The sequence below is a fragment of the Rufibacter sp. LB8 genome (assembly GCF_014876185.1).
In the GTDB taxonomy this organism is placed as follows: domain Bacteria; phylum Bacteroidota; class Bacteroidia; order Cytophagales; family Hymenobacteraceae; genus Nibribacter.
The window spans coordinates 3,978,236-3,992,729 of sequence record NZ_JADALJ010000001.1 but is presented as its reverse complement, the minus strand read 5'-3'; the positions used below and the strand labels follow the sequence as shown (position 1 = coordinate 3,992,729).

The 14,494-nt window shown below is 52.0% G+C and carries 13 protein-coding genes; 2 read left to right on the top strand and 11 right to left on the bottom strand.

The window, feature by feature from the left end:
- Nucleotides 1–56: 56 nt before the first annotated feature.
- From IMY23_RS16575 to IMY23_RS16525, 11 genes are all read right to left on the bottom strand, one after another.
- On the bottom strand, nt 57–902 hold the full coding sequence (locus tag IMY23_RS16575) for a geranylgeranylglycerol-phosphate geranylgeranyltransferase (protein WP_192823151.1): 846 nt from the start codon (nt 900–902) through the stop codon (nt 57–59).
- A gap of 110 nt (nt 903–1,012) precedes the next feature.
- Nucleotides 1,013–1,207 (bottom strand): cold-shock protein, encoded by a 195-nt coding sequence (locus tag IMY23_RS16570; protein WP_192823150.1) that lies wholly within the window; start codon nt 1,205–1,207, stop codon nt 1,013–1,015.
- A 115-nt stretch (nt 1,208–1,322) separates the two neighbouring features.
- Complete coding sequence (locus IMY23_RS16565; protein ID WP_370589882.1) at nt 1,323–1,817, bottom strand: KdsC family phosphatase; 495 nt, start codon at nt 1,815–1,817, stop codon at nt 1,323–1,325.
- Between the two features lie 92 nt (nt 1,818–1,909).
- On the bottom strand, nt 1,910–2,149 hold the full coding sequence (gene iscX / locus IMY23_RS16560; protein WP_192823148.1) for a Fe-S cluster assembly protein IscX: 240 nt from the start codon (nt 2,147–2,149) through the stop codon (nt 1,910–1,912).
- 228 nt (nt 2,150–2,377) lie between these two features.
- Nucleotides 2,378–2,707: a 2Fe-2S iron-sulfur cluster-binding protein gene (locus tag IMY23_RS16555; RefSeq protein WP_192823147.1), complete on the bottom strand. Its 330-nt coding sequence runs from the start codon at nt 2,705–2,707 to the stop codon at nt 2,378–2,380.
- A 63-nt stretch (nt 2,708–2,770) separates the two neighbouring features.
- Nucleotides 2,771–3,640 (bottom strand): Rossmann-like and DUF2520 domain-containing protein, encoded by an 870-nt coding sequence (locus IMY23_RS16550; RefSeq protein ID WP_255430338.1) that lies wholly within the window; start codon nt 3,638–3,640, stop codon nt 2,771–2,773.
- Between the two features lie 459 nt (nt 3,641–4,099).
- A complete protein-coding gene (gene ccsA, locus IMY23_RS16545) occupies nt 4,100–6,697 on the bottom strand; it encodes a cytochrome c biogenesis protein CcsA (protein ID WP_192823145.1) in 2,598 nt (865 codons plus the stop codon).
- A gap of 151 nt (nt 6,698–6,848) precedes the next feature.
- On the bottom strand, nt 6,849–7,274 hold the full coding sequence (locus IMY23_RS16540) for a cytochrome c maturation protein CcmE (RefSeq protein WP_192823144.1): 426 nt from the start codon (nt 7,272–7,274) through the stop codon (nt 6,849–6,851).
- A 140-nt stretch (nt 7,275–7,414) separates the two neighbouring features.
- Entirely contained in the window at nt 7,415–7,678 is a 264-nt protein-coding gene (locus IMY23_RS16535; RefSeq protein ID WP_225986532.1) for a CcmD family protein, read from the bottom strand.
- Nucleotides 7,665–8,330 (bottom strand): cytochrome c biogenesis protein CcsA, encoded by a 666-nt coding sequence (gene ccsA / locus IMY23_RS16530; RefSeq protein ID WP_192823143.1) that lies wholly within the window; start codon nt 8,328–8,330, stop codon nt 7,665–7,667. Before ccsA (IMY23_RS16530) ends, IMY23_RS16535 begins: the two co-directional genes overlap by 14 nt.
- A gap of 148 nt (nt 8,331–8,478) precedes the next feature.
- On the bottom strand, nt 8,479–9,120 hold the full coding sequence (locus tag IMY23_RS16525; protein ID WP_192823814.1) for a heme exporter protein CcmB: 642 nt from the start codon (nt 9,118–9,120) through the stop codon (nt 8,479–8,481).
- 1,056 nt (nt 9,121–10,176) lie between these two features.
- On the opposite strand from IMY23_RS16525, the gene IMY23_RS16520 reads away from it, so the two are divergent.
- Nucleotides 10,177–12,981, top strand: a complete 2,805-nt coding sequence (locus IMY23_RS16520; protein ID WP_192823142.1) for a TonB-dependent receptor — start codon at nt 10,177–10,179, stop codon at nt 12,979–12,981.
- Nucleotides 12,982–13,026: 45 nt separating this feature from the next.
- On the top strand, nt 13,027–14,394 hold the full coding sequence (locus tag IMY23_RS16515) for a T9SS C-terminal target domain-containing protein (protein WP_192823141.1): 1,368 nt from the start codon (nt 13,027–13,029) through the stop codon (nt 14,392–14,394).
- The last annotated feature ends 100 nt before the right edge of the window (nt 14,395–14,494 follow it).

The window sequence follows — 14,494 nt, the reverse complement described above, 5'->3', positions numbered from 1 at the left end:
TCATTTCATATAATGGGCCCGAAAACGGAATGGATTTCTTATTGGGCAAGCCTCGCTTACCGCAACACCAGCATGGAACAGACGCCCACCAGCATAATGCCCTTGCAAAACCAACTCAACTGGGCGTATTCTAACTTTCTGTCTGCGTAATACAGTTGCCGGGTCAGCAGCAAGGTGGGCAGTACCACCCCAATGCCCAAATACATTAGAAACAGAGGTTGCTCGGCTTTCGCCCACATCACCACCAACGTATACAGAAGAAACAAGGCCAGCAGCGGGTACAGCACCCATTTGGTTTTGGGCAGGCCCAGCACAATGGGCAAGGTGCGGCACCGGAAAGAAGCATCGCCCTCCACGTCTTCCATGTCTTTGATAATCTCCCGTATAAGCGATATCAAAAATGCGAAGACCCCGTACGCCCAGGCCGCCACAGACGGTTCACCGGCCTGTAGCGGCACTACCAGCACCATCACCCCTGAGAGCAGGGCAATGGTGAGGTTACCCACCAGCGGCCGCTTCTTGAACTGCGCCGAATAACCCCACAGCAGCATGGCCACGCCAAACAGCACCACCGCCACGCGCACGCCTAGCAAAGTACCCAACGCCACACCCGTAGCCGACAGGTAGAAGTGCACCATAATGGCCTTTCGGCGGGTGAGGCCTTTGCCCAGCACCACGCGGTCTGGCTTGTTGATGCGGTCTATCTTGAGGTCATAGTAGTCATTGATGATGTAGCCCGCCGCCCCAATGCAAAGCGTGGCCAGGGCCAGCACCAGAAAAGGCCAGGTAAGGGCCTCTGCCCAGGTACGCTCCGGAAACACCAGGTATTTGCGCACCAGCAACTGGGCCAGCAGCATGATGAGCAGGTTGGGGAATCTGATGAGGGTGAGAAAGTTCTTCAAGGCGGCCGGGAGCGAGCAGGAAAGGTACGGCTAAACGGCCACAAAAGAAAAAAGCCCCTAGAGCAGGGGCCTTTTGAAGAGTTACAAAATGAGTATGATAAGTAGAAGTGTTAGAGCTTTTTCACGTTTACCGCGTTAATGCCTTTTTTCCCTTCTTTGGTGTCGAACTCCACTTTGTCGTGCTGTTGGATCTGAACACCGTTGAGGCCGGTGATGTGTACAAAAAAGTCCTCATTGGTGGCTTCTTCTGTAATAAAGCCGTAGCCTTTAGAGTCGTTGAAGAATTTGACAGTCCCTGTTTTCATAAAAAAATAAAAATTGAAAGAATGAATGATGTTGTAAATATATGATTATTAACGAAACACCAAACTTTATTTACAAAAATTATAATATGAATATATAAATAAGGATATATTGGTCTTACCAGGTCTTGTGCAGTTTCATCACCATCTCAATCAACTCGCGCACGGCACCTTTCCCGCCCTCGGCAGAGGCCACGTACTGGCTGATGTCACAGATGTCAATGGCCGCGTCTGCGGGGCACGCCGAGATGCCGCAGTGTTGCATTACCTCCAGATCAGGCATGTCATCGCCCATGAACACCACATTCTCCGGGTCAATGCCGTGGTAATAGATGTAATTCTGGAACGTGTCCAGCTTGTTCTCTGCCCCAAGGTAAATGTCTTTGATGTCCAGGGTCTCCAGACGTTTGCGCACGCCGGGCTCGTTGCGCCCCGAGATGATGGCCACCCGGTAGCCACTCTTAAGCGCGTGCCTGATGGCGTAGCCGTCTTTTATGTTGAAGGCGCGGGCCTGCTCACCGGTAGAGAAGCACAGCAAGGTGCCGTCTGTGAGCACGCCGTCCACGTCAAAGATGAACGTGTTGATATGGCTGAAATCTGGAAGTGCCTGCATGGTCATGGCCTTAAAAAGTTTAAACAGAAAAACGCGTTTTCGGGCTCATTTCTGAAAATGAGCCCGAAAACGCGCCTACACGTGCTGGCTTGTTATTGGTTATCGCGCCACTCATACACCCACTGGGCCTGAATCATTTCCAGGTGCCCCTCGGTGGCGCCTTCACGGGTACCCTCAAAGTTAGGGATAGACAGCACCCACTCCAGCAGGTCTGTGAACCGAACGCGGTAAATCTTGGCTTCATTGAAATCATCCCCGAACTTCTCATAGAGCGCCATGGCTATATCTTCATGGTCGGCCCACTTGATGGGTGGTTCAAATTGATTGCTCATATTTTTATAATTGTCAGTTGTTATGCATGATAAGCGTTAACCCCCTCTGTCATCTTGGAAAGATTTTGGTGGCCAGCTAGACAGGCACTTACTATTCGCTTTTACAGTTTGCCACCAAGTTCCTTAGAAGATGACAAACAAAATACTGGCTTGCTTACTCCTGGTGCTTAACCAGTATTTTCACTTACGTGAAGAATGTGGTCTAAAAACTAATTTCTAGCCCTTGAATTAATGCCCTAAGAAATCTTGTCTGGGAATGGTGACCACTAAATCCTGGCCGCCCTGCACCACGCACTGGCAAGCCAGGCGCGAGTTGATGCGCGGGTCCACGGCGCGGTCAATGTAATCTTCCTCTTTGTCAGTGATTTCAGGGAGGTCGTCCATGCCAGCTTCAATATAGACGTGGCAGGTGCTGCAGCCGCACACGCCGCCGCAGTTGTGCTGCAGCTGGATTCCGTTGTTCAGGGCCACATCCAACACAGACTCCCCTTCGGCGCCCGAATGGGTCTCGTCTGGTTTTCCGTTGGCAAACTTATATGTGATGGTCACTACTTTCATAAACGCGCGGTGTTAAGGCAGCAAAGGTAGGCATACACGCGCCCTAATCAAAACCCGAACGTTCTATTGCGCGGGCTTGCCTGGGTTTCTGTTTTTGGCCTCTAAACCTGAAACGGGGGCAAAACCAGCCTGCCGCTGAATGCTGGCAGTGAGCACCTGGTATAACGCGGTATACTCCGGAAAGTCTTGCAGCAGGTTGGCATGCGCCTGCAGCGTGGTCTGGTCATTGCGCCGGGCCGGGCCGGTCTGCACCGCAAACGGCGGAAATTGAAACGCTTTAGCCACTGTTTCTTCTACCAAAGGCTGCAACAGGGTCACAGGCAGATTGGCGGTTTGCAGGATTTCCTGGGCCACGCCCCACAGATGGTTGGTGAAATTACACGCGAACACCGCCGCCACATGCAACTGCCGCCGCGCTGGACCGGCCATTTCCAGCACATTCCGGCTTAAAGCAACGGCCACTTGCTGCAGCATCTCCCCCGCCTCCGGCGAGGAGGCTTCCCAACAGATAGGAATACGCGGCCAGTCTACGTCTTTCTCCTTACTAAAGGTCTGCAACGGATAAAATACACCCACCTGCACGTTCTTCAAAGGCTGCAACACCTCCATTGGCTGCGTCCCCGACGTATGCGCCACCACCGTCCCTTCCGGGAAAAGGGCTTTGGCAACAATTTCTGGCAGCACCTGGTCTGGCACGGCCAGCAAGTACAAGTCAGCCCTTGGGCAAGCAGTGAAATCAAGAAAATCTACGGCTCTGGCGGTTGGCGCAAATTGAACTGCTTCCTGGGCATGGGCCAGCGTTCGGCTGTAAATGACGACCACTTCCAGCCCAGCCGCGGCCAAACCTTTCACCAGATGCGTACCTACGTTGCCCGTGCCAATGATGCCTATCTTCATGGATGTAACTCTACTGTTGCAGTGGCAAGGTACCAACAATTCAGTAACAGACTACGCATTGAAATTTTGTAGGGGCGTATGGCATACGCCCTACGCAGTGGCCTTGGCAGCTCTGTTACCGTAAGGAATGCAACAAAGGATAAGCGGAAATGCGTTTTCAGAAATGCGTAAGGGCGTATGCCATACGCCCCTACATTATCTGCATGCGCGGTATCAGATATGCGTTAGGACAGGTCGCGACCTGTCCCTACCATCATAAGAAAGGCGTGTTCTCGTTGGCAAATTCGCCTCCTCTTTTAAAGAAAGACAATGTTGAACCGTAGTCTGTGTATAGAAATTGACAATAAGTTTTAGATTTCTGTAGTTATTTTCTGTACACTCACCGTTTTCGGCTTCATTTCCAGAAATGAGCCCGAAAACGGCTAAAAACAAAAAATCCGGCGGAGAGAGAACAACTCTCCTTCCACCGGATTTCCAATAAATCATTGATAAAACTTAGGCCACCAATTCAGGGCGCTTTACGGCTTTGCCTTTAGGCAGAGGTGGTTTCTTGCCAGATTTGCCGTCTTTGAAGTGGCGCACAATGGCCATCACAAACCCGAGGCTCATGACCAGCGTGCCTATCCAGAGAATGTTGATGAACGGTTTCTCCATGGCCTTCAGGATGATGTAGTCCTTTTGGCTGGTGTTGATACCAATGGTGAATTCGCCTTTGTCTGGGTTGATGTTTAGGAGCATCAGGCGCAAGCCCAGGTCTTCAATTTCTTCGGGTACGCGGCCCACCATGCGGTCTCTGATGGCATAGATAGGGTGTGCGTGGTAGGTGCGGCGCTCGCCCAGAATCTGCATGTCAGCTTGTACGGCCACGTCGCCGGGTTTCAGATTGAGCATTAACGTGTCTTTGGCGGGTTCAATGCCTTTCAGAATAGCCACGTAATCATTGAGAATAAGCGTATCGCCAATTTTAACGTTGTACTCCTTCATTTCGCCCCACTCCTTCTCCTCGTTGGGGTCTGGAATGGTAGAAACGTGCGTGTACAAATCTTTAGACCAGAACATCTTGACATCCGGCGAAGCCAGAAGCCCCATATCTGGGTTCACCTGCGCCCGTGGGTACAAGGTGAAGACTTCTTCGGTCTCGCGGTTCTTGAATTCCACCTGGTAATAGGTGTTTTCTGGCGATATTTCCACGGTGTCACCGGCTTTGTACAGGATTTGGTCACCGTCTTTCAACGGACCGCGGGCGATGGCCTTGTATTCATCGTCAATCCTGAAAAGCAACTGCTTGTTCACGTAGTCTGGAATGTCTTTCACTTCCAGGTACTGGCCTTTGTAGCTCACTTTGTAAGGGCCCATATCAGTGGCTACGTTGCGCCACAAAAGCACGTTGTCGCGGTTAATGTCATCGCCAAACTCGCGGGCGTACACCATGCCCGACATGTTTTTGGAGATGATGTTGGAATACCCAGAGGAGAACAGCACGCCAATCAGCATCATGGCCACGCCAATGTGCGCCACGGCGCCGCCGGCAATAGAAACGTTCTTTCTCAGGACGCCCAACAGAATGCCCAGGTTACTGAACACCGCGTACAGAGACGCCGCCAGCAGCAAGATATACACCGGATTGTTGATGCGCTCAATATAGCCCAGCTTGCTGATCAAGAGAATCAAAGCCGTAAACAGACCGGTAAGCATCAAAGGCACAATGAACACGTCAGAAATCTTGCTTCCGTTGTTCTGCTTGCGCCACCAGAGCATCTGCCCCGTACCCGACAACAGCGCAATGGCCACACCCAACCATAGCTGAAACTTGGTGTAGTGCGCAATCTGGTCGGCGGGGAGGGCCACGTTGGTTTTAATGCCAATAAAGCCCATGAACGAGTTATATACCGGAATAGACGTGGTGAACAGCACCTGAAACGCGCCCAAACAAAGCACGGCCGCACCTATGAACACCCAGAATTCGCCGGAATAGGTGGCTACTTCTTTATCCGTGACCGGAATGTATTTCCAACGGTAGATCAGCAAGCCAATAGCCAGCACGAAGAACGCCGCCATGTAGGTGAACAACTGCCCAGACAAGCCCAAATCTGTGAACGAGTGCACCGAGGCGTTGCCCAGAATACCGCTTCTTGTTAAGAACGTGGCGTATAAAATCAACAGGAACGAAACGATGAACAGGATAAACGTGGCGCGCAGCGCGGTTCTGCTTTTGCGGTAGGCCAGCAAGGTATGAATGGCTCCCACCAGCACCAGCCACGGAATGTACACGGCGTTTTCCACCGGGTCCCAGTTCCAGTAACCACCAAAGTTGAGGGTTTCATAGGCCCAGTACGCGCCCATCATGATACCTATGCCCAATACCACGGCAGCGAACAGCGCCCACGGCAAGGCGGGTTTGGTCCAGGCTGAGAAATCTTTTTTCCAGAGACCGGCAATGGCAAAGGCAAACGGCACCAAGGTAGCAGCAAAACCCAGGAACAAGACCGGCGGGTGAATCACCATCCAGTAGTTCTGCAAGAGCGGGTTCAGGCCGGTTCCGTCTTTGGGCACATAGTTAGGGTCCATCTGGAACACCGGCGCATCGGCCATGAAATCACGCATCAAGATAAACGGCGATGACCCAATCTTGAGGTCACCAATCACAATTCCCAGAATCATGGACGTCAAAAACAGCTGCACAAACGAGAAAACCGCCATCACCGGGCTTTCCCATTTCTTGCCGGCATATTTAATCAAGACTAGCCCCAGCAGCACGTGCCAGAAAATCCAGAGCAGGAAAGAACCTTCCTGGCCTTCCCAGAAGCAGGAAATCATATAATGCACCGCCAGGTGGTTAGACGAGTGGCTCCACGCGTAATGGTATTCGTAGCGGTGGTTGTAGATGATGTTGAAAAGGCAGAAAATGATGCTGAACACCGCCAACGTGTGCACGAAGAACGCACCTCGGGCCATTTTCTTCCAGCCGGCTTGCTCAGAGGTGAGTTCCTGCGCATTGGCTGCGAATGAATAAGAAAGGGAGGAAACCAGTGCCGCCACAAACGCGACAATCACACTGACGTGACCAATGTCACCAATAAGCGTATTTATCATTTCAGATAGTTATGAGTTCTGAGTCTAAAGTCCTGAGTTTAAAACCCGAGAACCTGTACTACCAGAACTCTTGCAACATATATTAACTCAGTGAGCCTTGACCTAGTCCCAATTTCAACTCAGGACTCAGAACTCTAGACTCAGGACTATTTTAAAGGCTCGCCGTTTCGGCCTTGATTTCGTTTTCTGTGTATTTAGACGGGCATTTAAGCAAGATTTTATCGGCTATAAACACCTGGTCTTTCATGCTGCCCGTAATCACCACCTGCTCAGAACGGTCGAAGTCCTGGGGTTTGGGGCTGTAATACACCACTTGCTGCTCTACGCGGTTGGTATCTACCAGCACGAACGAGAAGTAATTGGGGTCTAGCGTGGGGTCATACTTCATACCCACAATGTGGCCTTTGGCATCTTTCTTCAGGCGGCCCACCACGTGCACCTTGCCGTCGTCGCCGTCTTTGGCGCGGGCTTGCGCTTCAGAAAAAGGCACGTACACGCTGGCATCTGAGGCCGTAGAGGTAATAATGCCAATGGCTACGGCAATCACTAAAATCCCGATAATGTGTATTCTCTTCATGGTTTTGAACGCTTTGGCGGTTTGCGCCGCCTAGTCAACAACACTTCTAAAAAATTAAATCCTGAGGCGCTGCATTTCTGCAAAGGTAGGCAGCATTTCCGTTTTCGGCCTCGTTTCTGGAAATGAGCCCGAAAACAGGTTTATTGGCGAAGTTCCTTTTCCAGGTGACTAACTTTCTTATCAAGATTTATCAAGTAAAACAATACGCCTAGCAGCACGCTCACCAACACAATGACTACAATGTAAATCTTGCCGTCGCGGCGCAGGGCATCGGCCATTTCTGGCGCAGAAGCCTGGCTGGAAGAATATTCAACGGTGGTGGTACCAGACTGAGCCATGGCCGGAACCGTGCCCACGGCTGCCCACAGCAGGAGCAGCGCCAAAAGCCATTTATGCATTTTCATAGAATTTTTGGGTTAACACTTCCAGGCGCGTGCGCACATTTACCATCCAGATGCCCAACAAGGTCCAGGCCAGCACGCTTGGGTAGAACACCGCCCGCAGCCGCGCATCTAAATCATAGGCGTTGAAGCCCGGGTTTCCGCCGTTGCCGGGGTGTAGGGAGTCGGTCATGCGCGGCAAGATGAACAGCAAGGGAATCAAAGCCGCAAACGCGAACACGTTGTACACCGCACTGATGCGCGCCCGCTGCTGGTGGTCCTGAAAAGAACCGCGCAAAATCATATAGGCAAAGTAAATTAACAGCCCGATGGCCGCGCCGTTCTGCTTGGGGTCATTGCTCCAGAACTCGCCCCACGTGAATTTGGCCCATTCCATGCCGGTCACAATGCCCAACACGCCAAACAAAATGCCCACATTGGCCGACTGCACCGCAATTATATCATGCTTGAGTAGCGGGTTGCGCAGGTATTTAATGGAATACACCACGCTTACCAGCAGAATCAAAATCATCCCGAACCACATGGGCACATGGAAGAACAGGTTCCGGATGGTCTCGTTCAGAATGGCCAGGCGCGGCACGTCGCTCAAAAAGCCCATGACTACCGTGTAGAGCAGCAGAGCAATTGTGAGCCATTTCCACCAGCTTAGTTTCATGCTTTTTTATTTATTATTTCAGTCGAAGTCTGGTTAAAGGACTTTCTTTTATTTCAATCGGTTTTCTAATTCGCCCTAAAGTTCCTTTCAGGATGATAATTGAGGGTTTGACTTTTACCTTTTACCAACGCACAATTGCCCACTATATTTAGCTTCGCCACAGGTAGGGGAACAAGATGTAAGACACCGTTACCACTATCATGTTGATGGCCAGCAAGGTAAGCGCCTCGTCTACACTCACGCTGGGGTCCAGGCCGTCAATGGCGTTTTTGGACATCTTCATCAGCATCAGCAGCATGGGCACCATCACCGGGAAACTCAGCACTGCCATCAAGGTTCCCGTGTTCGCCGCTTTGGCCGCTATGCCCGAAATCATGGTCAGCGATGAGGCGAACCCAATAGCGCCCAGCACAATGGTGAGCAGAAACATGGGCACATCTTGCACCGGATTTCCAATCACTACCGCGTAAAACCCGAAACACAACAGCGCCAGCACCAGCATGAGCGCGGCGTTGTAGAGCATCTTCGCCACAATCACCCCCTGCGGACTCACCACACTGTAATAGTAGAGCAACCGTCCGCGGCTCTCCTGCGCGAAGCCTTTGGCAATGGCATTCACCGCCGTGAACAGCAGAATGATCCAGTACAGCGCGTTCCAGACCGGCACCTCCAGTCCGCCAAACCGCAGGCTGAAGCTGAGGTAGCAGATGAAGACCGTGCTGCCCACGTACAGCAGCATGCCGTTAAAAGCATACTTCTGCCGCCATTCCAGCACAAAATCCTTTTGCATCAAGTAGATAACCTCTTTCAGCAGCACGTTTTTCGGTTTTGCGCAAAGGTACAACACAAAAGTGGGCCGCCCCATGATTTCTGTCATTATTCACAGTATTGGCCTTTGGTTAGTGGCTTTCCTTTGGGATAGTTAGGGATGGGGAGGAATTGATGACTATAGAAATGGTCATCCGGAGCGTAGTCGAAGGATCTAACGAAGATTATTTCGGCTGTATTCCGCCGTTGTTGGTGTTCTCACCAACGACCTATACTGCGGTTCAAGTAGCTGTTATTGTGCACGCAGTTTGCTTTCCTTCCAAAATTTCGCTGCATCCTGAGTTTTACAAGACAGCCTTTTCCATATTATGGATCCGAGCGCTCACGGCCGCGAGGCCCCGCCTTCCCCTCTCGCACTGCCCGTCTTGGCCATTTCTGTTCTTTGTTTCATAGCCCTAGCCATGCAAGGCCAACCCGCGAGGCGCTCGGTGGAAAGGCTGGAAAAGATGTGGATTTAAAGGCAGTCTGCGTTTTCGGTCATTAGCAGTGCCGCCTGCTCAAAAGACCTCACAGATTTTGGAAACCTGTGAGGTCTGCGCCAATTGCGTTTTCGTGTTCTGGATTGTAAATGGAAGCAAAACTGGGCAATACGTGTGCCGGTTGTAGAGACCAGGCACTGCCTTGTCTCTACGGTGAAGGTTCCGACTGCTGTTGCTCAAAAGACCTCGTAGTGTGCGCAGCTCCTAAGAGTGTCTCCGCCAATTACGTTTCTAGGCTCTATTTTGGAAATGGAGGTAAAAACAGGTTCGTACTTGTAGAGACCAGGCATCGCCTTGTCTCCCACGCATGGCTTTCTGCTGCTCCCCGCATCCAAAAAACTCCCCTCCTGTCCTAGGAGGGGTTGGGGGTAGTCCGTTTTCGGCTCCATTTCCATTCCAGAGCCTGAAAACGCACTTACTGCCAAGCCGCTTAACACAACCGTAACACAGCGCACTGCTCCTTAACAATAGAGTAACAAGGAGGTAATCATGGGGTTAAACAGCCGCTCTACTTTTGCAGCGAGACTAATCACAACCGAATGAAAACCTTTTTACTCACCCTCTCTTTTCTCACCACCTTCTTTTACAGCCAGGCCCAGCAGGGCACCTTGTCCGGAAAAGTGAAGGACAAGAAAACCGCAGAGCCCATCATTGGGGCCGTGGTGTTCATCACGGGCTCGGGCACGGCCGCGGCCACTGACATTGACGGTTCTTACAGCCTTAAACTACAGCCGGGTATCTATAAAATCACGGTATCTTATGTGAGTTACAAGCAGGCGGTGTATGACAACATTAAAATAGAAGCCGGCAAAACCACCACCATGGACTTCGAGATTGAGGAAACGGCTAGCACCAACCTCAACGCCGTGACCATTGTGGGCACGCGCCAGACCAACACAGACATCTCCCTAATCAATGAACTGAGACAGAGCGAAGTAGTGGTCAGTGGCGTGTCTGGCGAGCAGATCACCAAATCCCTGGACCGTGATGCTGCCGAGACCGTGAAACGGATTCCCGGTGTGACCATCATGAACGACAAGTACATTGTGATCAGGGGCATGAACGAGCGCTACAACTCTGTCATGCTCAATGACGCCCTCACGCCCAGCACCGAACCCGACAGCCGCGCCTTCTCCTTTGACGTTCTGCCCACCAGCGTGATTGACCGCATCTTGATTTACAAAAACGGCTCACCGGAATTGCCCGGGGATTTTGGCGGAGGCGTGATCAAGGTCTTCACCAAAAACTTCGCCGATGAAAATACCACCAGCCTGGGTTTCTCCACTTCGTATAGAGGCAACACCACGTTCAGCAACTTCCTTTCGGCGCCGGGCACCAAGACAGATTTCCTGGGGTTTGACAACGGCGACCGCAAATTGCCTGGCAGCTTTCCCACCAACATCAACCAGGTTGGCAACAATGGCCAACTGGCGGAATTAGGACGGCAGCTGCCCAACACCTGGACCGGCACCAACGGGAACGCCCTGCCAGACATGCGCTTTTCCCTGGGCATGACCAGATTGGTAGATGTGAAAGACCTGCGCCTGAGCAACGTGACCGCCATCTCGTACAGCAACACCAGAACCTTTACCACGGGCTCGCGCAACAAGTACCAACAGTTTGACCCAAGCACCGGCAAGAGCCCGCTTGATTTCAGCTACCAAGACGAAACCTCTACCCAGAACACCCGCCTGGGCGTGCTCCACAACTGGACCGCCAGACTCAACAACCGCAACAAACTGGAATTCAGCAACCTTTTCAACCAACTGGGTTCCAATTCCATCTTGTTCAGAAAAGGCACCGAGTTTTTCAACGGGCTGGAGCAGCAGAACTACGCGCTTCGGTTTGAGAGCCGCACCTTGTACACCGGTCAGTTACAGGGCACGCATGATTTCAACGATTTAAAGACCACGGTTACCTGGAACGGCGGCTATTCCTACACCAACCGCAACGAGCCTGACTACCGCCGCCTGAGAACCCAACGGGACATTGGCTCCAATGACAAATTCGCGGTTGCGTTCAAGCCAACCGCTTCTCTGGCAGACGCCGGCCGGTTTTACTCAGACTTGAACGAGCATGTGTACACCGGCTCTGGCCAGATTGAGCATAAATTCAATCCCGCAGATTCTTTGTCTGAGAACGCGCCAAAGCTGAGAGCCGGTTTCTACGTGGAGCGCAAGAACCGTGATTTTGACGCCCGCTTCCTGTCTTACCGACCGGCCAACTCAGATTCTTTTAACCAGAACATTCCGTTTTTGCCCATTGACGAAGTTTTCGCACCGCAGAACATCAACGCCACTACTGGCCTAGCCATAGTGGAGGGCACCAACCCGTCAGATTCTTACACGGCTTCCAATACCTACGCTGCCGGCTATGTGGGCGGTTCCGCTCCCATCACAGACAAGTTCTCGGTTTCAGGCGGTGCCCGATTGGAGTATAACCACCAGCAACTGCAAAGCCTGAATTCCCTGGGCCGCGCCTATAATTTTGATGACAAGGTGCTGCGCGTGCTGCCTTCGTTGAACATGACCTACGAGTTCAGCAAGCGCTCCATGTTACGCGCCGGAAGCAGCATCACTTTGAACCGTCCGCAGTTCAGAGAAGTGGCCCCGTTCAGCTACTACAACTTCATCACACTGTTTGAGGAAAGAGGCGCACCCTTGAAAACGGCCACCATTTACAACGCAGACCTTCGGTATGAATTCTACCCATCCCAGACAGAGTTGTTGAGCGTGGGCGTGTTCGGGAAATACTTCAAAGACCCTATTGAGAAATACTTTGAGGTCACCAACATCGGCAACTCACTCACTTATACCAACACGCCCAGCGCCACCACCTACGGCGTGGAAGTAGAAATCAGGAAGTCCCTTCGGGAACTGACCCAATCGCCTATTCTGCAAAACATCACACTCTTACTGAACGCCTCTTTGATTAAGAGCGAAGTGGAACTGTCTGAGGAAGCTGCCGTGGGCATGAAACAAACCACCAGACCCATGATGGGCCAGTCGCCTTACGTGGTGAATGCCGGGTTGTACTACCAGAACGACGAGCGCCAGCTGCAGCTCAACGTGCTCTACAACGTGGTGGGCCAACGTATCTGGGCCGCTGGTTCTTACGCCAACCCCACCATCTATGAAATGCCCCGCAACCTGCTGGACGTGAGCGTGACCAAAGGCCTGGGCAAGCATTTTGAACTGAAAGCCGGCATCCAGGACATTCTCAACCAGAAAGTGAGCCTGGTGCAGGACTCCAATGAAGACGCAAAAATCACCAAGGTAGATGAAACCGTGCAGGATTACCGCCGCGGCTCTTACTCCAGCCTGGGCATCACTTACAAATTCTAACCAACCAACGCAGATTTAAACAACCAAATTTTAAAGTAAAACGACATGAAAAGATTACAACAACTTGCCTTCCTGTTCGCGCTCACCTTTGCCGGCTTCTCCTGCTCAGATGACGATGACGCGGTAGAAACCGCCACCGGCGAACAATTCACTATGACTGAAGCCAGCGGCGTAGTTACCGTGGAAGGTTCCTCTGAGGAAAACGTCACCTTTATGGCCAACAAAAAGTACCTGTTGAAAGGCTTTGTGTACGTGAAGCCCGGTGCCACCCTCACCATTCAGCCGGGCACCATTATCAAAGGCGATAAAACATCTATGGCCACGCTAGTGATTGAACGCGGCGCGAGGATCATGGCCCAAGGCACTGCCCAGGCTCCAATTGTCTTCACGTCTAACCAACCCAAAGGCAGCCGCAACGCCGGTGACTGGGGCGGCATCATCATCTTGGGCGCCGCGCCTACCAACCTGCCCAGCGCCAATGCCAAGATTGAAGGTGGCGTAGACCGCGCCTACGGCGGAACCACTGCGGCAGACAACTCAGGCGTACTGAGCTACGTGCGCATTGAGTTTCCGGGTATTGCCTTTCAGCCAGACAATGAAATCAACGGCCTGACTTTGGGCGGCGTGGGCAGTGGCACCCAGATTGACCACGTGCAGGTATCTTTCTGCGGCGATGACTCTTATGAAATGTTTGGCGGTACGGTGAACGCCAAGTACCTGATTGCCTACAAAACCGTGGATGATATGTTTGATACAGACAATGGTTTTTCGGGCAACTTCCAGTATTTGCTGGGTATCTCTGACCCCAACGTGGCAGATGCTTCTGGTTCCAACGGTTTTGAGTCTGACGGTGACGCCCAGGGTTCTGACAACACGCCCAAGACATCGGCGGTGTTTTCTAACGTGAGCTTGTTCGGACCAAATGCTACCGGCAACACCACGTTCAACACCAACTTCAAGCGCGCCATGCACATCAGAAGAAACAGCAACATCTCCATCCACAACTCGCTGTTTGCGGGCTGGCCAGTGGGCTTATTGCTAGACGGCACCAAATCTCAGGCCAACGCCACGGCCGGTACGCTTAAAATCCAGAACACTTATATAGCTGGCACCATTGCCGCCAATGCGCTTACCAAAGAATCTGGCAGCACCTATGACGTGGCCACCTGGTTCAATGCCGCCGGTAAGAACAACATGGTAGTCGCCAACAACAGTGACCTGGGCATTGCCGGTTCTTTCACGCAGGCAGGCGCTCCTAACTTCACGGTTGGCGCTCAACTGCTGACTGGTGCGTCTTTCACGGGCTTGCCCGCCTTCTTCACCAGCACCGGCACCAACATAGGCGCTTTCGCCAATGGCCAGGACTGGACCGCGGGCTGGGCCAACTGGGACCCGAAAAACACTGATTACTAAACCCAATTGCCTACAGGATTCTATCCAACCTTGCATCATTAAAGAAATATTGTCGGTCATTATGGGTGAGAACTAACGACGCGACAATTACTTTGCCCAT